14 protein-coding genes are annotated in these 19,971 nt (G+C 58.4%); 8 read left to right on the top strand and 6 right to left on the bottom strand.

All coding sequences use genetic code 11. From position 1 onward, the window contains the following. The first annotated feature begins 19 nt into the window (after positions 1 to 19). Entirely contained in the window at positions 20 to 1,402 is a 1,383-nt protein-coding gene (locus ACYZT0_RS18845; protein ID WP_462042494.1) for an MFS transporter, read from the top strand. Between the two features lie 65 nt (positions 1,403 to 1,467). On the opposite strand, the gene ACYZT0_RS18840 is transcribed toward ACYZT0_RS18845, so the two are convergent. The 4 genes from ACYZT0_RS18840 to flgA all read right to left on the bottom strand — a co-directional run bounded on the left by ACYZT0_RS18840 (position 1,468) and on the right by flgA (position 4,091). Continuing rightward, complete coding sequence (locus tag ACYZT0_RS18840) at positions 1,468 to 2,214, bottom strand: flagellar brake protein (protein WP_462042493.1); 747 nt, start codon at positions 2,212 to 2,214, stop codon at positions 1,468 to 1,470. 92 nt (positions 2,215 to 2,306) lie between these two features. Continuing rightward, a complete protein-coding gene (locus ACYZT0_RS18835; protein ID WP_462042492.1) occupies positions 2,307 to 2,774 on the bottom strand; it encodes a flagella synthesis protein FlgN in 468 nt (155 codons plus the stop codon). A gap of 48 nt (positions 2,775 to 2,822) precedes the next feature. After that, positions 2,823 to 3,149, bottom strand: a complete 327-nt coding sequence (flgM, locus tag ACYZT0_RS18830) for a flagellar biosynthesis anti-sigma factor FlgM (RefSeq protein WP_282375616.1) — start codon at positions 3,147 to 3,149, stop codon at positions 2,823 to 2,825. Positions 3,150 to 3,329: 180 nt separating this feature from the next. After that, on the bottom strand, positions 3,330 to 4,091 hold the full coding sequence (flgA, locus tag ACYZT0_RS18825) for a flagellar basal body P-ring formation chaperone FlgA (RefSeq protein WP_462042491.1): 762 nt from the start codon (positions 4,089 to 4,091) through the stop codon (positions 3,330 to 3,332). 82 nt (positions 4,092 to 4,173) lie between these two features. On the opposite strand from flgA, the gene ACYZT0_RS18820 reads away from it, so the two are divergent. Next, positions 4,174 to 5,106: a chemotaxis protein CheV gene (locus ACYZT0_RS18820; protein ID WP_282375618.1), complete on the top strand. Its 933-nt coding sequence runs from the start codon at positions 4,174 to 4,176 to the stop codon at positions 5,104 to 5,106. Positions 5,107 to 5,152: 46 nt separating this feature from the next. After that, entirely contained in the window at positions 5,153 to 5,980 is an 828-nt protein-coding gene (cheR, locus tag ACYZT0_RS18815) for a protein-glutamate O-methyltransferase CheR (RefSeq protein ID WP_008147958.1), read from the top strand. A 47-nt stretch (positions 5,981 to 6,027) separates the two neighbouring features. On the opposite strand, the gene ACYZT0_RS18810 is transcribed toward cheR, so the two are convergent. Continuing rightward, positions 6,028 to 7,359, bottom strand: a complete 1,332-nt coding sequence (locus ACYZT0_RS18810) for an IS4 family transposase (RefSeq protein ID WP_462042490.1) — start codon at positions 7,357 to 7,359, stop codon at positions 6,028 to 6,030. 291 nt (positions 7,360 to 7,650) lie between these two features. On the opposite strand from ACYZT0_RS18810, the gene flgB reads away from it, so the two are divergent. The 5 genes from flgB to ACYZT0_RS18785 all read left to right on the top strand — a co-directional run bounded on the left by flgB (position 7,651) and on the right by ACYZT0_RS18785 (position 16,880). Next, entirely contained in the window at positions 7,651 to 8,058 is a 408-nt protein-coding gene (flgB, locus tag ACYZT0_RS18805; RefSeq protein WP_403145088.1) for a flagellar basal body rod protein FlgB, read from the top strand. A gap of 3 nt (positions 8,059 to 8,061) precedes the next feature. Next, positions 8,062 to 8,505, top strand: coding sequence for a flagellar basal body rod protein FlgC (gene flgC / locus ACYZT0_RS18800; protein WP_007937507.1), 444 nt, complete (start codon positions 8,062 to 8,064; stop codon positions 8,503 to 8,505). Positions 8,506 to 8,520: 15 nt separating this feature from the next. Continuing rightward, positions 8,521 to 9,243, top strand: a complete 723-nt coding sequence (gene flgD, locus ACYZT0_RS18795) for a flagellar hook assembly protein FlgD (protein ID WP_462042489.1) — start codon at positions 8,521 to 8,523, stop codon at positions 9,241 to 9,243. A gap of 31 nt (positions 9,244 to 9,274) precedes the next feature. Continuing rightward, complete coding sequence (flgE, locus tag ACYZT0_RS18790) at positions 9,275 to 10,600, top strand: flagellar hook protein FlgE (RefSeq protein WP_462042488.1); 1,326 nt, start codon at positions 9,275 to 9,277, stop codon at positions 10,598 to 10,600. 520 nt (positions 10,601 to 11,120) lie between these two features. Further along, positions 11,121 to 16,880 carry a hypothetical protein gene (locus tag ACYZT0_RS18785; RefSeq protein WP_462042487.1) on the top strand — a complete coding sequence of 1,920 codons (5,760 nt, stop codon included), beginning with the start codon at positions 11,121 to 11,123 and terminating at the stop codon, positions 16,878 to 16,880. Positions 16,881 to 17,037: 157 nt separating this feature from the next. Here the strand turns inward: ACYZT0_RS18785 and ACYZT0_RS18780 are convergent, their stop codons facing one another. Continuing rightward, positions 17,038 to 19,932: a ribonucleoside-diphosphate reductase subunit alpha gene (locus tag ACYZT0_RS18780; RefSeq protein ID WP_462042486.1), complete on the bottom strand. Its 2,895-nt coding sequence runs from the start codon at positions 19,930 to 19,932 to the stop codon at positions 17,038 to 17,040. Positions 19,933 to 19,971: the final 39 nt, after the last annotated feature.

Raw genomic sequence — 19,971 nt, 5'->3', positions numbered from 1 at the left:
GGAGCCGCTCGGAACGCCGATGCGCCAAATCTGGAAACCCTTTCGAGCGCTTTATTTTGCCTCGCTGATGATGTTGATCGGCTCTGGCCTGTTGAGTACTTACCTGGCCTTGCGCCTGGCCGCCGACCATGTCGACAGCTTGTGGGTCGGTGCGTTGATGGCGGCTAACTATTTTGGCCTGGTGCTGGGTGGCAAGATCGGCCATCGGCTGATTGCCCGGGTCGGGCATATTCGAGCCTATTCGGCTTGCGCGGGGATTGTCGGCGCGGCGGTGCTGGGCCATGGTCTGGTGGACTGGTTGCCCGCTTGGCTGTTTTTGCGGGTCATTGTCGGCCTCGGCATGATGTGCCAGTACATGGTCATCGAAAGCTGGCTCAATGAGCAGGCGGAAGCCAAGCAACGTGGCATCGTTTTCAGCGGCTACATGATCGCCTCGTACCTGGGGCTGGTGTTGGGTCAACTGATCCTGGTCATGCACCCGGCGCTGGGCCTTGAACTGTTGATGTTGGTCGCTCTTTGCTTTGCCCTGTGTCTGGTGCCGGTGGCCCTGACCCAGCGGATTCACCCGGCGGCGTTGCACCCCGCGCCGATGGAGCCGCGGTTTTTTATCAAGCGCGTGCCGCAATCGTTGAGTACGGTGCTGGGGGCGGGGCTGATCGTCGGTTCGTTCTACGGTCTGGCGCCGCTGTACGCCTCGCAGCAAGGCTTGTCCACGGAGCAGGTCGGTCTGTTCATGGGTAGCTGCATTTTCGCCGGTCTGGTGGTGCAGTGGCCGCTGGGTTGGCTGTCCGATCGTTATGACCGGGCGCTGCTGATCCGCTGTTTTGCATTCAGCCTGGCACTGGCTGCTTTGCCACTGGCGATCATTAAGCAAGTGCCGCTGGAGGTGCTGTTCATCGCCGGTTTCCTCTGTTCGTTAGTTCAGTTCTGCCTGTATCCGTTGGCGGTGGCGTTTTCCAACGACCACGTCGAGGGTGATCGTCGGGTGTCCCTGACGGCGATGCTGTTGGTGACCTACGGTGTCGGCGCCAGTATTGGACCGCTGGTGGCCGGGGTGCTGATGAAGCTGTTCGGCAGCCACATGCTCTATGCCTTCTTCAGCTTTTTCGCGTTGGTGCTGGTGTGGCGGATTCGCCCGAAAGCGGTCACCAACCTGCATCAGGTGGACGATGCACCACTGCATCACGTCGCCATGCCGGACAGCATGTCGAGTTCACCGTTGGTGGCTTGCCTTGACCCGCGTGTCGATGAACAGGTGGTGCAGGACCAGATGCAAAGCCCGATCAGCCCTGAGCCGGACCCAGAACCTGAACCAGAACCTGAACCTGAACCTGAACCCGATCCGCCGCCCGAAGACCCTGACGCGGGTCGCGAGCAAAGTTTTACCGAGGCCAGGCCTTAGATCCAGCGCATAAAAAAACGGGCAGTCGCCGCAAGGGACTGCCCGTTTTCTATTGAAGCGGCGTATTACATGTCGTCTTTGTCGAAGCGCCGCGCTTCGCGCTGAAGCTGATAGACGAACCGCTCGACCTGGCGCTGCACCAGCCCGCTCATGTTGTGAAAGCGTACGCCGGCGAAGGTGATGGAGATCCTTTCTTCGAAGTGCAGGTAACGCAATTCGACCGGAGCCGTCATGTTGCCAAAGGGCAGGGCGGCGACGAAGCGGTCGTAGACCTGACCCAGTTGCAGGCTGCCAGTGATGTCGCCTTCGAAGCGCAACTTGCAGCCGGTGGCCGAGATGTCCAGGAGCTTGCCACTGATCGGCGACTTGAGTTTTTCACCACCCAGATCGACGTTGACCAGTTGTGCCAGCTTCAGTGCAGCACGGAATGCATTACGGCGCTGATGGTAAACCACCTCGGAGGGCAGGGCGCCACGGTAGCAGCGACCGCCACCGGATTCGTCGATGGTCAACGGGCCGTTGCTTTCCCAGGCAATACGCACGCCGTCGTGAAAGCCTTCGACCTTGAACGGTTCGCCGGCCAGCAGGAAACGTTCACCGTCGCGGGGAATCATTTCGTCCAGGGCCATCGTGTTGCTGTCACGGTCGATGTCCACCAGATAACTCTGGAAGCGCTGGCTGCGCTCATGGAACGTGATGATCAGCGGATCATGGCTGTCTTGCAGCTGGCGCAGGTTGCCGGAGATCTCAAGGGGCGTGGTGAGCACCTTGGGTGGCTGCGGAGCATCTTCCGCGCTTAAGGCATTGAACACGGTTCATCAATCTCCAGACAAAATATGACTACGGCTAGCCAGCATTTTGCCAGCATGTTTCGCGTCTTGATAGTGCGCGATTTTCAGCAGGCTCAAGCCTGACTGAGCGGTCGTGGCTTCGCAAGCATGGAGGTTGACCCACGTGCGTCATAGAGCGCTGGCGGCTCGCCGCCGTTGAGGATTTTCAGCTGATTGGCCGTCGAGGCCTGTTGCACCAGAATCGACTGGCCATTCTTGATGTTGGCCGCCTGGCACTGCGCCAGAAGATCGGTCAGCACATCGCTCTGCTCCAGTAACTGATCGCCAATGCTCGAATGGCTGGCGAGTTGCTCCAAGCCGTTGCGGTTGGTCGGCAGATTGAGGCTGGCGAGGATTTCACTGCGCTTGCGGCCATGCTGATCGAGCAAAATGATCAATGCCTGTTTCTGCGCCAGAATCTCTTCGAGAAGTGGCATGTCACGACCGTGCAAGGCGAGGGACTCGGTTTGCAGTAACGCCAGCAAATGCTGTGCTGGAGCGAAATCGTCAGTGATCAGTTGCAGTAAATTAGAGTCGTGCATGGCTGGCCTTGGGTTTTAAGCGTCCAAAAGCCTGGCGCGGGCCTTGGCCTAGCGCTGGGCTTCGAAGTTGAGCAGTTTGCTGGCTACACGGTTGCTGTCGACTTTGTAGCTGCCATCGGCAATCGCTGCTTTCAACTCGGCCACGCGGGCGTTGTCGACGGCAGGCTGATCGCGCAGCTTATCAGTGACCTTCTGCAACTGTTGAGCCTCATTGCTGAGATGTACCGATTCCCCGCTTTTAGCGGTACTGACCTGCTCGGCCGGGGTATTCAGCGGCGCGGATTTGCCGGCTTCGGCGGTTTCCTTCGCGGCGCTGGTACGTGTACTGCCGGTAAGTGACGGGGAACTGTTTAAACGGCTGAAATCGATGACCATGATAAAAAAACCTCTGGGTATTTGGACGCTTGCCATGTTTTCGGCCATACCCGGAAAAACTTTAGGCCCAGTTATCAATGAGCTTGCGCGCGTCAGCGCTTGCCCTGCCTGGGGCACAGTTTAGGGAACAGTCGGGCAGCGCGCCACATCTTCACCCACAGAGAGCTCGCGAACAGATTCCTACATGGACACTTCCACCTGACCTGGCGCGATAACTTGCGCCTTGATCACCCGCTGGGAATTGAGGTTTTTCACTCGAATCTGTTCGCGCAAGCCGCCGTTGGAGAGCGCTTCACCCGGCATGCGCACGCTGAGCGTACCGCTGCGGGCGGTAATCACCACTTGGTCGCCCTTGCTAATGACTTCTGCCTGTTCCATGTGCACCAGGGTCATGACCTGATCGGCGACCATTGGTCGGGTAAGTTTCTGCCCGATCGCCTGGTCGACAGAAGTCAGGTAACCCTGGTTGATCAGGCTGATGTCACGCTCGCGCAAGGTCACATCTTCGGGCTCGACGATACCGGCGCGTCGCAGCGGGCGGGTGGTGGTCACAATGTCGCGAAACAGGCGCACTTGAGCGGGTACGAAGACGGTCCAGGGCGACGCGCCCTCGCAGCGAACTTTGACCGTAACGCGGCCTAATGGCTTGGCCGGGCTCTCCAGGGTCGCTGTCAATTCCTTGTCGCACAGGGGCATCCGCAGTCGAGGATCGAGCGGGTTGACCTGGATTTCGTAGCGGCCTTGCGTTTGACTGGTCGCCAGATAGTCTTCTACGGTGAATTCAAGAAAGCCCTGAGTGACGCCGATAAGCATGTCAGGCAAGGTAACCGCGTCAGCAAGGGCAGGGCTGCCAGCGTTGAACAGGCAAACGGCCGACATCGCGCACATTAATGTGCGGGCATTTGATGTCAGGCGTCGGAAAAATGTCGGTTCTGTGTTCATAAGAGTTAAAAAGCAAGCGCCGTGCCGTTTAGTGATGAATGCGCGTCGCAACACACTTAAGCGTTGGTGTAGGAGTCTGTGCATGGCTGGTGTAATGGATGCGGTAAACCAGCGCACGCAACTGGTAGGGCAGAATCGCCTTGAGCTGTTGTTGTTCCGTCTTGACGGTCAGCAGCTGTATGGGATCAACGTGTTCAAGGTTCGGGAGGTGCTGCAATGCCCCAAACTGACGCTGATGCCAAAATCCAGTCCTGTCGTGTGCGGTGTGGCAAGTATTCGGGGGGCGACCATTCCGATTCTTGATCTGGCGATGGCGACCGGTTCCGGTGCGCTGAAAGATCAAAGCAATCCCTTCGTGATCATCACGGAGTACAACACCAAGACCCAGGGTTTCCTGGTGCGATCGGTGGAACGCATCGTCAACATGAATTGGGAGGAGATTCATCCGCCACCCAAGGGCACGGGACGCGATCATTACCTGACGGCTGTGACTCGGGTCGACAATCAGTTAGTCGAAATCATCGACGTCGAGAAAGTGCTGGCAGAAGTGGCGCCGACACCGGAAGCGATTTCGGTTGGTGTGGTGGATGTCGAGACTCAGCACAAGGCGTTGTCCTTGCGGGTGCTGACGGTCGATGACTCGTCGGTGGCGCGCAAGCAGGTGACCCGTTGCCTGCAGACGGTCGGTGTCGAAGTGGTGGCGTTGAACGACGGTCGGCAAGCGCTGGATTACCTGCGCAAGCTGGTCGACGAGGGCAAGAAGCCGGAAGAAGAGTTCCTGATGATGATTTCCGACATCGAGATGCCGGAGATGGACGGGTACACCCTCACGGCCGAGATCCGCAGCGACCCTCGCATGCAAAAGCTTCACATCATCCTGCATACTTCGTTGTCGGGTGTATTCAATCAGGCGATGGTCAAGAAGGTCGGTGCAGATGACTTCCTTGCCAAATTCCGTCCTGATGACCTGGCATCCCGGGTAGTCAACCGGATCAAAGCAGCAGACATCAGCTAGGGGCCTTTTGCCCCTGGCGGTTAACACGATTTAAGAGGCGGCATCTTTGTCTACGGGTAATTTGGATTTCGAACAGTTCCGGGTCTTCCTGGAAAAAGCCTGTGGCATTTTGCTCGGTGAAAACAAGCAGTACCTAGTCTCGAGCCGTCTCAACAAACTGATGGAACAGCAAGGCATCAAGTCCCTGGGTGAGCTGGTCCAGCGCATCCAGACCCAGCCACGCAGCGGTTTGCGCGAGATGGTAGTGGATGCCATGACCACCAACGAAACCCTGTGGTTTCGTGACACCTATCCGTTTGAAGTCTTGAAGAACAAGGTGCTGCCCGCAGCGATCAAGGCCGCCCCTGGCCAGCGTCTGCGGATCTGGTCGGCGGCGTGTTCGTCGGGTCAGGAACCGTATTCGCTGTCGATGTCGATCGATGAGTTCGAGCGCGTGAACATGGGCCAGTTGAAGATGGGCGTGCAAATCGTTGCCACCGATCTGTCCGGCACCATGCTGACCAACTGCAAGACCGGCGAGTACGACAGCCTGGCCATCGGCCGTGGTCTGTCGCCCGAGCGTCTTCAGCGTTACTTCGACCCGAAAGGGCCGGGGCGCTGGGCGATCAAGGCGCCGATCAAGAGCCGGGTGGAGTTTCGCTCGTTCAACCTGCTGGACAGCTACGCGAGCCTCGGCAAGTTCGATATCGTGTTCTGTCGCAACGTGCTGATCTACTTCTCCGCCGAGGTGAAGAAGGACATCCTGTTGCGCATCCACAGCACGTTGAAGCCTGGCGGTTATCTGTTCCTCGGTGCTTCCGAGGCGCTGAACGGTTTGCCGGATCATTACCAGATGGTCCAGTGCAGCCCGGGGATCATTTACCAGGCGAAGTGATTCGTTGACGGTATAAAAAAACGGGAGTCCTCAGGGGCTAATGCCAGTCAGTTAAGCTGACTGGCATTTTTCTTTCTGATCGGATACTTCGGTGATTTAAGCCGGATGGCCCGAGGATAAATACGCTCCTCTCGCCGATGCGGCAGGACATAGTGCGGGGCTGAGGCATGCAACTCAGCCAGGTACTTGGGGATGTTCCCGGAACGGTCGGCGGAGACGCTGTTGATAAACCCGAGAATCGCCCAGGTGCAGGCGGTAAAACTCATTTCGCATGGGTAAATACCTGGACAGTGACGACTCATCTCCACCATCTGATAGCGCAACAAGTTGTAGCCCAACAACACCCCCCACAGCTCCTGCTCGATCATCTCGGGCGTCTTGCTACGCAACGTATAACTGCTGTTGAGCAAGGTCTGTTTCATCTCCCGAAACCCTAATTCGACTTCCCATCGCTGGCTGTACAGGTCGACGATTTCGTCGGATGGAAAGCGCAGCGGGTCGGCCATTGAGGTCAGGATCTGACACACCTTGCCTTTGACGGTTTTGCTCAGAAGTCGCGCGGTCAGGCGCTCCGGCAGCCCCGGCCATTGCTTGCGGGCCTGCGGCGAAGTGTTTAATGAGACAACCGCATCCTGGCGCCCCAAACGCTGAAGCACTTCGTACTGCGAGCCTTTTTTCAGCGGCATCAGCCAGTGACGTTCGATCCCTGCCTGCTGCCATTGATGCAGTAAACCTAACGAATAAAAACCACGATCAAATAGCGTCAACGAGTGATCGGGCGTGGTCTCGATCAGTTGCTCCGCCAGCTTCATCTCGTTGCTGCGATAGCCGTCAAACGCACTGCCGATCAGCAAATGGCTGGTCAACTCCATCTGGCAGACCATGCGCACCTGCGGAAAACCAGTGTCGCCATGCTGGTTACTGGCGGAGTCGTAACGTGCACGGTTTTCCGGCGTATCGGGTGTTCGCCAGACGACACCGTCGACACCCAGTAAGCGCAAACCGGCCCAAGTCGGATGAGCGGCCGCCTCATGCCAACTTTTCTGAGTCAGATGGAAGACCTGTCGTACAGCCTCGCTGCCCAATCTCTGACGGGCTTGAACCACCGCGCTGGGTGCCACCAACGGGTGCTGGCCCGGCAGCATGATATTCATGCGGCTGACCACATCCCACGCCGACATGCGCCGAAAGAACGCCATGGAGATCACGCACCAAAGCATCATTTCAAACGGCAAGCGCCGCTTGCGTAAAGTCGCAACGCCTGCCTGTTCAAGTGCCTGCTCGACCAAAGAAGGATCGAGCAAGGAATTCAATCCCTCAATTGAGTTGGGGGTGGAGACGATGTTGTGGGTCAGTTCCAGTGCCCGAGCGAGACGCATAAAAAAATCCGATGCCAATACAGGCATCGGATTTTGATTTCTTGCGGCCAAAGGTCAAGCAAAAGGGCTTAACTGATCGGCATTAGTCCTCAGGGGCTCCCGTTTTTTTTGCCTGCGATTTTTGGGAGGCGAGCGGCAGAAAAGCGGCAGGCGGCGGAAATCGGTTGCCGCTTTTCTGGCATGGCCACGTTGCCATTGCCCGCAAAGCCCCGGTTTACGGCCTTTTTTTAATTGGCACGACGCTTGCTATGTCCATATTACGAAAAATCAGGTCACCCGAAGGTTTCCGACATGAGCATCAGCTTCGATAAAGCGCTCGGTATCCACGAACAAGCCCTGGGCTACCGCGCTCAGCGTGCCGAAGTCCTGGCCAACAACATCGCCAACGCCGACACCCCGAACTACAAGGCTCGGGATCTGGACTTCTCGAAAGTGCTCGCCGAGCAGAACGAGAAAACCAAAAGCGGTTCTTTCGCCTTGAACATGACCAATAGCCGTCATATCGAAGCCGAAGGCCTGGGCAATGGCGGCGAGTCGCTGCTGTATCGCACGCCGATGCAACCGTCGATCGACCAGAACACCGTGGACGCCCAGCTTGAACAGTCGAACTACGCGGAAAACGCGGTCGGCTTCCAGGCCAGCTTCACCCTGCTCAACAGCAAATTCAAAGGGCTGGTCTCAGCCCTGCGCGGAGAGTAAGCCATGTCTCTATCCAGTGTTTTCAACATTGCCGGTAGCGGCATGAGTGCCCAGACCACTCGCTTGAACACCGTCGCCAGTAACATCGCCAACGCCGAGACCGTCTCCTCGAGCATCGACCAGACCTACCGTGCCCGTCACCCGGTATTCGCCACCATGTTCCAGGGCGGCCAGAGCGGCGGCAGCGATTCGTTGTTCCAGAACCAGGACGCGGCCGGTCAAGGCGTGCAAGTGCTGGGCGTGGTCGAAGACCAGAGCAACCTTGAGGCGCGCTACGAGCCGAACCATCCGGCGGCCGACGCCAAGGGCTACGTCTACTACCCGAACGTCAACGTGGTGGAAGAAATGGCCGACATGATTTCCGCGAGCCGCTCGTTCCAGACCAACGCCGAAATGATGAACACCGCCAAAACCATGATGCAGAAGGTCCTGACCCTCGGTCAGTAAAAAGGGGCGACTCAGATGAGTGTTACCGATACCACCAGTGGCATTAGCCTCAAAGACATCCTGGCCAACTCCTCGGTCAAGACCAACACCAGCGCCGATGGCCTGGCGTCCGCGACTAACAGCGCCACCGGCAAGAAGGCGCTGGGCAAGGACGCGTTTCTGCAGTTGCTGGTGACACAGCTGAAGAACCAGAACCCGCTGGAACCGCAGGACAATGGCGCGTTCGTCGCCCAGCTGGCGCAGTTCAGCAGCCTGGAAGGCATTACCACACTCAATACCACCGTGAGCGGCCTCGCGAGCAACTACAACTCGTCCCAGGCGTTGCAGGCTTCGTCGCTGGTGGGGCGTTCGGTCATCGCGCCGGGCGACAAGGCCGTGGTCGATACCGCCAAGAGCTTCAACGGTACGGTCGTGGTGCCTGCCTCCGTGGACCCGGTTACGCTCAAGATTACCGATGCCGACGGCAAGATCGTCCGCACCATCAACATGGGCAGCCAGAAAGCCGGCAACGCCAGCTTCATCTGGGACGGCAAGAACGATGCCGGTGAAGTGGCCAAGGCCGGTACATTCACCTTCGCCGCCACCGCGACCTACGACAGTAAAGCGACCTCGCTGGTCACTAGCCTGCCGGCGACCGTCAGCAGCGTGACCATCAGCCAGACCGGCGGTGAGTTGATGCTCAACCTGGCAGGCCTGGGCAGCATCGCTCTGTCCAAAGTACAAACCATTGGTATGTAGAGCCGACTAACACGGCACAAAGGAGTGGAATATGTCTTTCAATATCGGCCTTAGCGGTCTCTATGCAGCCAACAAACAACTGGACGTGACCGGCAACAACATCGCCAACGTCGCGACCACCGGTTTCAAATCGTCCCGTGCAGAATTCGAAGACGTTTACTCGGCCACCAAGCTGGGTACCGGCAGCAAAACCATCGGTAACGGCGTGCGCCTGGCCAACGTTTCCCAGCAGTTCACCCAGGGCGACGTCAGCAACACCGGCAACGTGCTGGACATGGGTATCAACGGTTCCGGCTTCTTCGTGCTGAGCGAGAACGGTTCGATGTCCTACACCCGTGCCGGTACGTTCAAGGTCGACAAGGACGGTTACGTCACCAATAGCGATGGCTCTGCGCGTCTGCAGGGTTATGGCGTGGATGCCAATGGCAAGATCCTCAATGGCGTTTTGACTGACCTGCGCATCGATACGTCGAACCTGGCGCCAAAAAACACCTCCACGGTTTCGTCGACGATCAACCTGAACTCCACAGCTCCCATCATCAACCAGACTATCAATCCGTTTGACCCGTCCAAGGAAGCGTCCTTCACCAAGCAGTTCAGTACCCCCATTTACGATACCCAGGGTAACAAGCACGTCATGGACCAATACATGGTCAAGACTGGTGACAACACCTGGAAGACCTACACCCTGATCGAGGGTCGCAACCCGGATGGCAGCGATCCTACCGATCCTCTTACTCCTCCTGTCGCTTCGACCATGAACTTCGACAGCTCCGGCAAGCTGACTTCGGTCACCACACCGGTTGTTCCAGCGACCGTTCCGCCATCTGTGATAACCAGCCCTGACCTGAAAGTCACGGGCTGGGTTCCGGGTACCGTGACCAATGGTGTGTGGAAAGCCAACGGCGCTGCCTCCGGCGTCGTTACGGTCTCCATGGACAAAACCACGCAGTACAACGCTGACACCGCGCGTTCGATTCCTTCGCAGAACGGCTACGCCACCGGCCAGATCACCAACCTGACCATCGACACCAGCGGTGTCATGCTGGCCAACTTCAGCAACAGCCAGACCAAGCCCATCGGCCAGATCTCGCTCGCCAGCTTCACCAACGAACAAGGTTTGCAACCGGTAGGCGGCACCAGTTGGAAAGAAACCTATTCGTCGGGTATCCCGGGCTACGATGCGCCGAACACCGGTACCTTGGGCGAGATCCACTCCAACTCTCTGGAAGAGTCCAACGTCAACCTGACCAATGAACTGGTCGACCTGATCAAGGCGCAGAGCAACTACCAGGCGAACGCCAAGACCATCTCAACCCAAAGCACCATCATGCAAACCATCATTCAGATGACCTGATTAGTTTCACCCGGCTCCATTAAAAAGCCGACGCCCCAGGGCGTCGGTTTTTTTGTGCGCGGTAATACAGTGCGGATTTGGCTGTTCACCAATCATCGGGTCGTTTGGTGCGCAATTTGCTGTATCTGCGAGCAAGAGGTGGTAACCGTCAAACTTTCGTCCGGTCTGCCTCACAGTGCAGCAACAGGCTGCGCTGACATGGATGTCATAAAAAAACTCAAGGGATGGAATACCTGTGAAGAGTCATAAAGCTGTCAGTGCGCCGGTCCTGGCGTTGCAACTGACAACAATAGAGTGCTGCCATCCGAGCGGCGTTCTACCCGCGTTATCAAGTTTCTGTTGCCTATCGGTCAGGGCGTTGGCGCTGCGCCTAAGCGCTTCCAGTCGCCGCCGCACCGAGGGTGCTGTATTGCCTGCTCAATCCAACAAGTAATCACGCCCAGTGCACGTTCAGAGAGGGTTAACCCCAGAGTGCCTGGCGTTTCTGCGTAGTTTCTGACACACACACAAGGAAGATGTAATGGCAGTTATAAATGGCACCAACGCGGCAGATACCCTGGTGGGCACTGCAGGTGATGATCAGATACGGGGTCTGGCCGGCGATGATGTTTTGAATGGCGGCGCCGGCAATGATCTGTTGATGGGCGGTGACGGGGCTGACCAGATCAACGGCGGTGCGGGTATCGATACCGCGAGTTATGAGGATGTAGTCAACGCCATCTCCGTGACGCTGAACCTCAAGACGGGTGTACACACCGGTGCGGCCAAGGGCGATACGTTTACCGATATCGAAATATTCAAAGGCACGAACTACGCCGACACATTTATCAGTGGTGCCGCGGCCGATACCTTCGATGGCAATCAGGGCAACGACATCCTGGATTACTCGACGTCCGCCCAGGCCATCAACATTCTTTCCTCCATTGGTGGGGTAGGCACCGGCACAGGAGGTGATGCCCAAGGCGACTCGTTCACCAACGTGGAAACCATCGTCGGCTCGGCTTTCAACGATACGTTCACGCTCAACGGTGGCGGGCTGGCGCTCAATGGTGGTGCGGGCAATGATGTCTACGTCATCAACGGTACTGCCTACGCAGGCATCGTGGAAGCCGCCGGCGGCGGAGATGACGAGGTTCGCACCACTCAAAACAACATGACGCTGGCGGCCAACGTCGAGCGCCTGACCTTCACCGGCACGGGCAACTTCAAGGGCGTCGGCAACGCCGGTGACAACATCATCACGGGCGGCGCGGGCGACGATCTTTTGATTGGCGGCGCGGGTGCCGACCAGTTCATCGGCGGCGCCGGTTTTGACACGGTCAGTTACGAAGATGTGGTGAGCGCCATTCCCGTGACGCTCAACCTCAAGACCGGTGTACACACCAGTGTTGCCGTGGGCGATACCTTCAGCGGGATCGAACTCTACAAGGGCACGAACTACGGCGACACCTTCGTCAGCGGCGCCGCAGCCGATACCTTCGACGGTCTTCAGGGCAACGATACCCTGAGCTACTCGACGTCTGACCAGGCCATCAACATTCTTTCCTCCGTTGGTGGGGTAGGCACCGGCACAGGAGGCGATGCCCAAGGCGACTCGTTCACCAACGTGGAAACCATCGTCGGCTCGGCTTTCAACGATACGTTCACGCTCAACGGTGGCGGGCTGGCGCTCAATGGTGGTGCGGGCAATGATGTCTACGTCATCAACGGTACTGCCTACGCAGGCATCGTGGAAGCCGCCGGCGGCGGAGATGACGAGGTTCGCACCACTCAAAACAACATGACGCTGGCGGCCAACGTCGAGCGCCTGACCTTCACCGGCACGGGCAACTTCAAGGGCGTCGGCAACGCCGGTGACAACATCATCACGGGCGGCGCGGGCGACGATCTTTTGATTGGCGGCGCGGGTGCCGACCAGTTCATCGGCGGCGCCGGTTTTGACACGGTCAGTTACGAAGATGTGGTGAGCGCCATTCCCGTGACGCTCAACCTCAAGACCGGTGTACACACCAGTGTTGCCGTGGGCGATACCTTCAGCGGGATCGAACTCTACAAGGGCACGAACTACGGCGACACCTTCGTCAGCGGCGCCGCAGCCGATACCTTCGACGGTCTTCAGGGCAACGATACCCTGAGCTACTCGACGTCTGACCAGGCCATCAACATTCTTTCCTCCGTTGGTGGGGTAGGCACCGGCACAGGAGGCGATGCCCAAGGCGACTCGTTCACCAACGTGGAAACCATCGTCGGCTCGGCTTTCAACGATACGTTCACGCTCAACGGTGGCGGGCTGGCGCTCAATGGTGGTGCGGGCAATGATGTCTACGTCATCAACGGTACTGCCTACGCAGGCATCGTGGAAGCCGCCGGCGGCGGAGATGACGAGGTTCGCACCACTCAAAACAACATGACGCTGGCGGCCAACGTCGAGCGCCTGACCTTCACCGGCACGGGCAACTTCAAGGGCGTCGGCAACGCCGGTGACAACATCATCACGGGCGGTGCGGGCGACGACCTGTTGATTGGCGGCGCCGGTGCCGACCAGTTCATCGGCGGTGCGGGTATCGATACCGTCAGCTATGAAGATGTATCGAACGCCACGTCCGTTACGCTGAACCTGAAAACCGGTGTTCATACCAACGTGGCCCAGGGCGACACCTTTGTCGGCATCGAAGTGTTCAAGGGCACCAACTGGGGCGATACATTCATCAGTGGCAGCAGCGTGGATACGTTTGACGGTTCTGCGGGTGCCGATACCTTGAGCTATTCCACCTCCGGTCAGGCCATTAACATGAACGTGGTCAACGGTGCAGGCGTTGGTGTGGGCGGCGATGCTCAGGGCGATGTCTACAGCAACATGGAATCGATTGTAGGTACGGACTACGACGACACCTTCACCGTGACTGCCGGATCAATGTCATTTAGTGGTGGTGCCGGCAACGACGTTTATGTCGTCAGCGGAACGGGCTCGATGAGCGTCGTCGAAGCGGCCGGCGGCGGTATCGACGAGGTGCGGACCAGCCAGGTCAATGCAACACTGGCCGCGAATGTTGAATTCCTGACTTACACCGGCACAGCCAACTTCACCGGTCGTGGCAATACAGGTGACAACATCATTACCGGTGGCGTCGGCAATGATGTGTTCATCGGGGGAGCGGGCGCGGATCGGTTCATCGGCGGAGCCGGCATGGACACCGTGAGTTATGAGGATGAAAACACCGGTGTCGGTGTAACCCTCAATCTGAAGACCGGCGTGCACACAGGTCTGGCCCTGGGGGATACCTTCGACAGCATCGAGTCCATTCGGGGGTCGGCGTATGGCGATACCTTCTTCGCTAGTGAGGCGGCCGACATCCTGGATGGCGGTGCCGGTAGCGACAGACTGGATTACTCCGGTTCGAACCAGGCCATCAACATTTCCGTCGCCAGTGGCGCCGGCACAGGGTTGGGTGGGGATGCTCAAGGCGACCAGTTCAGCAATATGGAGTGGGTCATCGGCTCGGCTTACGCTGACCGGTTCACCGTAAACGCTGGAACGATGGGCATCAATGGCGGGGCAGGCAACGATGTTTACATCGTCGACGGCACGGGTGTTCTCAATGCCATCGAAACGGCAGGCGGTGGCGATGACGAGGTGCGTACCAGTCAGGTCAGCGGATCGCTGGGTGCGGAAATCGAACGTCTGACTTATACCGGCAGCGGCAACTTCACCGGGCGGGGCAATGCCGGTGACAACATCATCAGCGGTGGCGCGGGCAACGATGTGCTCATGGGTGGAGCGGGTGCTGACCAGCTCATCGGTGGTGCCGGTATCGACACCGTCAGCTATGAAGATGACACCACCGGGGCTGGGGTAACCCTCAACCTGAAGACCGGTGAGCATACCGGCCTGGCACAGGGCGACACTTTCAGCGGTATCGAGGCGTTCCGTGGTTCAGCCTATGGCGATACATTCGTCGCCAGTACCGCGGTCGATACCCTCGATGGCGCCGGCGGCATCGACAAACTGGATTATTCCGGTTCCGCGCAAGCCATCATTATGTCCGTCACCAATGGTGGCGGCGTCGGAGTGGGCGGTGACGCGCAGGGTGATATGTTCAGCAACTTCGAGAACATTATCGGTACCAGCCAGGACGATCAGTTCACCGTCACGGCGGGCGCGATAACCTTCAGCGGCGGCGCGGGCAATGATGTCTACATCGTTAACGGCACTGCCACCCTGACCGTCATCGAAACCGTCGACGGCGGCGATGACGAAGTACGCACCAATCAGGCCACTGGCGTGCTGAATGCCGGTGTCGAGCGCCTGACCTATACCGGTGTGGGGATTGGCAACTTCAGGGGTGTGGGTAACGCGAGCGACAACATCATTACCGGCGGCACTGGCAATGATCTGCTCATGGGCGGCGCCGGTGCGGATCAATTGATCGGTGGTGCGGGCACTGACACCGTCAGTTATGAAGACGAATACACCGGCGCCGGTGTGACACTGAACCTCAAGACCGGTGTGCACACCGGGATCGCTGCCGGGGACACCTTTTCCGGGATCGAGGCGTTCCGTGGCTCGTCTTACGGCGATACCTTCATTGCCAGTGCTCAGGCCGATGTCCTTGATGGTGTCGGCGGCATCGATAAACTGGACTACTCCAGTTCTGCCCAGGCCATCGTCATCACGGTCGCCAATAACGGCGGCACGGGTGTGGGGGGCGATGCACAAGGCGATGTGTTCAGTAACTTCGAGAACATTATCGGGACAGCCTTCGACGATCAGTTCACAGCCACGGCCGGGCCGATCACCTTCAGCGGTGGATTGGGCAACGACATCTACTTCGCCAATGGCACCTCTACAGTCCAGGTGAACGAACTGGCGGAAGGGGGGGACGACGAGGTACGTACCACTCAGGCCAGCTACACCCTGAACGCGGAAGTGGAGCGTCTGACCTATACCGGCACGGGCAACTTCACCGGTCGCGGCAACGCTGGTGACAACATCATCACCGGCGGTGCGGGCAATGACGTCCTGTTCGGTGGCGCGGGTGCGGATCAGCTGATTGGCGGAGCAGGTTTTGACACCGTCAGTTATGCCGACAGCAACTCGGCGATCATCAGTACCAAAACCGGCGTTGCCGGTGGGGGATCAGCAGCAGGGGATACCTACAGCGGTATCGAACAGATCACCGGATCCAACGCTGGCGATATCTTCATTGGCGGTGCTGGCGCGGATCGGTTCGATGGCGGCTCAGGTGTCGATTTCCTGACTTTTGCCTATGAAAGCTCGGGCGTCACCCTTGATCTGAGTGCTCCGTTGTTGACGGGCGTGGCAGCAGGCGATGTATACACCTCTATCGAAGCCTTCCAGGGTTCGAGCTATGCCGACACCTTCACCGGCAGTGCCGGCGCGAAAGAAAGCTTTGTCGGCGGCGGCGGTGCGGATGTCCTGATCGGCGTGGGGCGCGGTGACGCTGCGTGGTACGTCAACAGCTCTGCAGCAGTTCAGGTCAATCTGCTGACCGGTGCGGGCACCGGGGGCGATGCCGAGGGTGATGCGCTCAGCAACATTGATAACCTGGTCGGCTCCGTGTTCAACGACACGCTGACGGGTAATGCCATGGCCAACATGATCGAGGGCGGAGATGGTAACGACATCATCGACGGCGGTGACGGCAACGACATCCTGTACGGTCATAGCTTCACCGATACCGGTGCTCTGACAGGCACGTTCTCGACCGTCAATCAGGCCGATATCATTCATGGTGGTAACGGTAATGACTACATCATTGGCTATGTGCGTGATGCCGGCTCGATCTACTACGGTGATGCCGGCGATGACAGCATCACGGTTCTTTCGGGGATTGCCGACGGAGGGGACGGGAACGACGAGCTGATTGCGATCGGTCAAGGCTATGAACTGCGTGGTGGAGCGGGTGCCGACAAGTTGTACATGAGCGGCTCGGGTGATGGCTATGGTGGTGAAGGAGGCGATCAGTACTTCGTTTCCTCGAAAACCATGGTTGCCATTTTCGATGACGGTACCACGGGTATCGACATTGTCACCCTGAAGAACATCCAGAGTGTCAGTGATGTCCGGATCATGCAAAACGATCAGGGCGCCTACATCTTCAACGCCGCCGACCTGCAAAGCGGCAACCTGGACTCCGGCGTGTTCCTGAAGGACTGGTACAACGGCGCCAACACCATCGAAACGTTCTACACCAACAATGGTGAGTCTTTCACCATTCCGGTGGTAGGCCAGGCATCGGCTGAGCTGTCGATGGTCTGATGGCTAGGCGGTAGTTAAAAAACGGCGAAACCTGAAATCCAGGTTTTCGCCGTTTTTTTCGCCCGGTTATTTTTCCCCAGACAAAAGAAAACCCCCGACAAACCAGAGGCCTGTCGGGGGTTTCGAGTAAGCGCCTTGCAGCGCCTACCGGCTCAGCTTATTGGCAAGCTTCGCAATCCGGCTCGTCGATGGCGCAAGCCTTCGGCACTGGAGCAGGACCGGCAGGCGCTGCCAGGACCGAATCTTCACCGTGGTTGCCGCCGCTGGAGACAGCGTTCAGCTTGCCGGTGTTGATGGTCGACTTCTCGGTGCTGGTCGCGGCCAGGGCACGGAGGTAGTAAGTGGTTTTCAGGCCACGGTACCAAGCCATGCGGTAAGTCACGTCCAGCTTCTTGCCCGATGCACCGGCGATGTACAGGTTCAGGGACTGAGCCTGGTCGATCCACTTCTGACGACGGCTGGCCGCGTCAACGATCCACTTGGTGTCCACTTCGAAGGCGGTCGCGTAGAGCTCTTTGAGTTCTTGCGGGATGCGCTCGATTTGCTGAACCGAACCGTCGTAGTACTTCAGGTCGTTGATCATGACCGAGTCCCACAGACCGCGAGCCTTCAGGTCGCGAACCAGGTACGGGTTGATCACGGTGAATTCGCCCGACAGGTTCGATTTCACGTAGAGGTTCTGGTAGGTCGGCTCGATCGACTGAGATACGCCAGTGATGTTGGCGATGGTCGCGGTCGGTGCGATGGCCATGATGTTGGAGTTACGAATGCCTTTCTGAACACGGGCGCGAACCGGTGCCCAGTCCAGGGATTCGTTCAGGTCAACGTCGATGTACTTCTGGCCACGTTGCTCGATCAGGATCTGTTGCGAATCCAGTGGCAGGATGCCTTTGGACCACAGCGAACCCTGGAACGTCTCGTAGGCGCCGCGCTCGTCGGCCAGGTCGCAGGAAGCCTGGATCGCGTAGTAGCTGACCGCTTCCATCGACTTGTCGGCGAACTCGACGGCAGCGTCGGAACCGTAAGGAATGTGCTGCAGGTACAAAGCGTCCTGGAAGCCCATGATGCCCAGACCGACCGGACGGTGCTTGAAGTTGGAGTTCTTTGCTTGTGGCACCGAGTAGTAGTTGATGTCGATAACGTTATCGAGCATGCGAACGGCGGTGTTCACGGTACGTTCCAGCTTGGCGGTGTCGAGCTTGCCGTTGGTGATGTGGTTCGGCAGGTTGATCGACCCCAGGTTGCAAACGGCGATCTCGTCCTTGTTGGTGTTCAAGGTGATCTCGGTGCACAGGTTCGAGCTGTGAACCACGCCGACGTGCTGCTGCGGGCTGCGCAGGTTGCACGGATCTTTGAAGGTCAGCCATGGGTGGCCGGTTTCAAACAGCATGGACAGCATTTTGCGCCACAGGTCTTTGGCCTGGATGGTCTTGAACAGCTTGATCTTGCCCGGGTACTCGGACAGCGCTTCGTAGTACTCGTAGCGCTCTTCGAAAGCCTTACCGGTCAGGTCGTGCAGATCCGGAACTTCGGACGGCGAGAACAGGGTCCACTTGCCGTCATCGAAGACGCGCTTCATGAACAGGTCAGGGATCCAGTTGGCAGTGTTCATGTCGTGGGTACGACGACGATCATCACCGGTGTTCTTGCGCAGTTCGATGAACTCTTCAATGTCCATGTGCCAGGTTTCCAGGTAGGCACAGACAGCGCCTTTGCGCTTGCCACCCTGGTTAACGGCTACGGCGGTGTCGTTCACTACTTTCAGGAATGGAACAACGCCCTGGGATTTGCCGTTGGTGCCCTTGATGTACGAACCCAAGGCACGAACCGGCGTCCAGTCGTTACCCAGGCCGCCCGCGAATTTGGACAACATGGCGTTGTCGTGGATCGCGTGGTAGATGCCCGACAGGTCATCCGGCACGGTGGTCAGGTAGCAGCTCGACAGCTGTGGACGCAGGGTGCCGGCGTTGAACAGGGTTGGGGTCGAGGACATGTAGTCGAAGGACGACAACAGGTTGTAGAACTCGATCGCACGGTCTTCTTTGTTCTTCTCTTCGATCGCCAGGCCCATGGCCACACGCATGAAGAAGATTTGCGGCAGTTCGAAGCGGATACCGTCCTTGTGGATAAAGTAACGGTCGTACAGGGTTTGCAGGCCCAGGTACGTGAACTGCTGATCGCGCTCGTGGTTGATCGCCTTGCCGAGCTTTTCCAGGTCGAAGGTAGCGAGGACCGGGTTCAGCAATTCGAATTGGATACCCTTGGCGATGTACGAAGGCAGGGCCTTGGCGTACAGGTCGACCATTTCGTGGTGGGTCGCGCTTTCGGCGACTTCCAGGAAGCTCAGGCCTTCGGCACGCAGGGTGTCCATCAGCAGGCGAGCGGTCACGAACGAGTAGTTCGGCTCACGCTCGACCAGCGTACGGGCGGTCATCACCAACGCGGTGTTGACGTCGGTCAGGGCCACGCCGTCGTACAGGTTTTTCAGGGTTTCGCGCTGGATCAGGTCGCCGTCGACTTCTGCAAGGCCTTCGCACGCTTCGGTGACGATGGTGTTCAGGCGGTCCATGTCCAGAGGCGCAAAGGTGCCGTCGGCGCGGGTGATGCGGATCGACGGGTGAGCGTTGACCGCTTCCTCGGCCGGTGCGTGGGCGGCGCGTTCTTTCGAACGACCGTCACGGTAGATCACGTAGTCGCGCGCAACTTTCTGCTCGCCGGCACGCATCAGGGCCAGTTCGACCTGGTCCTGGATTTCTTCGATGTGGATCGTGCCGCCCGATGGCATGCGACGCTTGAAGGTCGCGGTGACTTGTTCGGTCAGACGGGCAACGGTGTCGTGGATTCGCGACGAAGCGGCAGCGGTGCCGCCCTCAACTGCAAGAAACGCTTTGGTGATGGCGACGGTAATCTTGTCATCGGTGTAAGGAACGACAGTGCCGTTACGCTTGATCACGCGCAGCTGGCCAGGCGCGGTGGCGGACAGATCCGAAGTCGAATCAGCGGCCTGCGGCAAGGTGCCCTGCGGGTTCTCGCGAGTTGTGTCGGTTTGCATGGGTGTCTCCACATTCTCTATGTTTGTTTGGGCACCATC

The organism is Pseudomonas sp. ZS1P83, assembly GCF_054897825.1.
Note: the sequence above shows the minus strand (reverse complement) of the source record. Positions and strands in the feature narration are given on the sequence as shown.

Bases quoted from the DNA above. Each gene is read 5' to 3' on its own strand.
- ACYZT0_RS18845 (WP_462042494.1), top strand. From the start codon at position 20: ATGCGCCAAATCTGGAAACCCTTTCGAGCGCTTTATTTTGCCTCGCTG.
- ACYZT0_RS18835 (WP_462042492.1), bottom strand. From the start codon at position 2,774: ATGCACGACTCTAATTTACTGCAACTGATCACTGACGATTTCGCTCCA.
- flgM (WP_282375616.1), bottom strand. From the start codon at position 3,149: ATGGTCATCGATTTCAGCCGTTTAAACAGTTCCCCGTCACTTACCGGC.
- flgA (WP_462042491.1), bottom strand. From the start codon at position 4,091: ATGAACACAGAACCGACATTTTTCCGACGCCTGACATCAAATGCCCGC.
- ACYZT0_RS18820 (WP_282375618.1), top strand. From the start codon at position 4,174: ATGGCTGGTGTAATGGATGCGGTAAACCAGCGCACGCAACTGGTAGGG.
- ACYZT0_RS18810 (WP_462042490.1), bottom strand. From the start codon at position 7,359: ATGCGTCTCGCTCGGGCACTGGAACTGACCCACAACATCGTCTCCACC.
- flgB (WP_403145088.1), top strand. From the start codon at position 7,651: ATGAGCATCAGCTTCGATAAAGCGCTCGGTATCCACGAACAAGCCCTG.
- flgC (WP_007937507.1), top strand. From the start codon at position 8,062: ATGTCTCTATCCAGTGTTTTCAACATTGCCGGTAGCGGCATGAGTGCC.
- flgD (WP_462042489.1), top strand. From the start codon at position 8,521: ATGAGTGTTACCGATACCACCAGTGGCATTAGCCTCAAAGACATCCTG.
- flgE (WP_462042488.1), top strand. From the start codon at position 9,275: ATGTCTTTCAATATCGGCCTTAGCGGTCTCTATGCAGCCAACAAACAA.
- ACYZT0_RS18785 (WP_462042487.1), top strand. From the start codon at position 11,121: ATGGCAGTTATAAATGGCACCAACGCGGCAGATACCCTGGTGGGCACT.
- ACYZT0_RS18780 (WP_462042486.1), bottom strand. From the start codon at position 19,932: ATGCAAACCGACACAACTCGCGAGAACCCGCAGGGCACCTTGCCGCAG.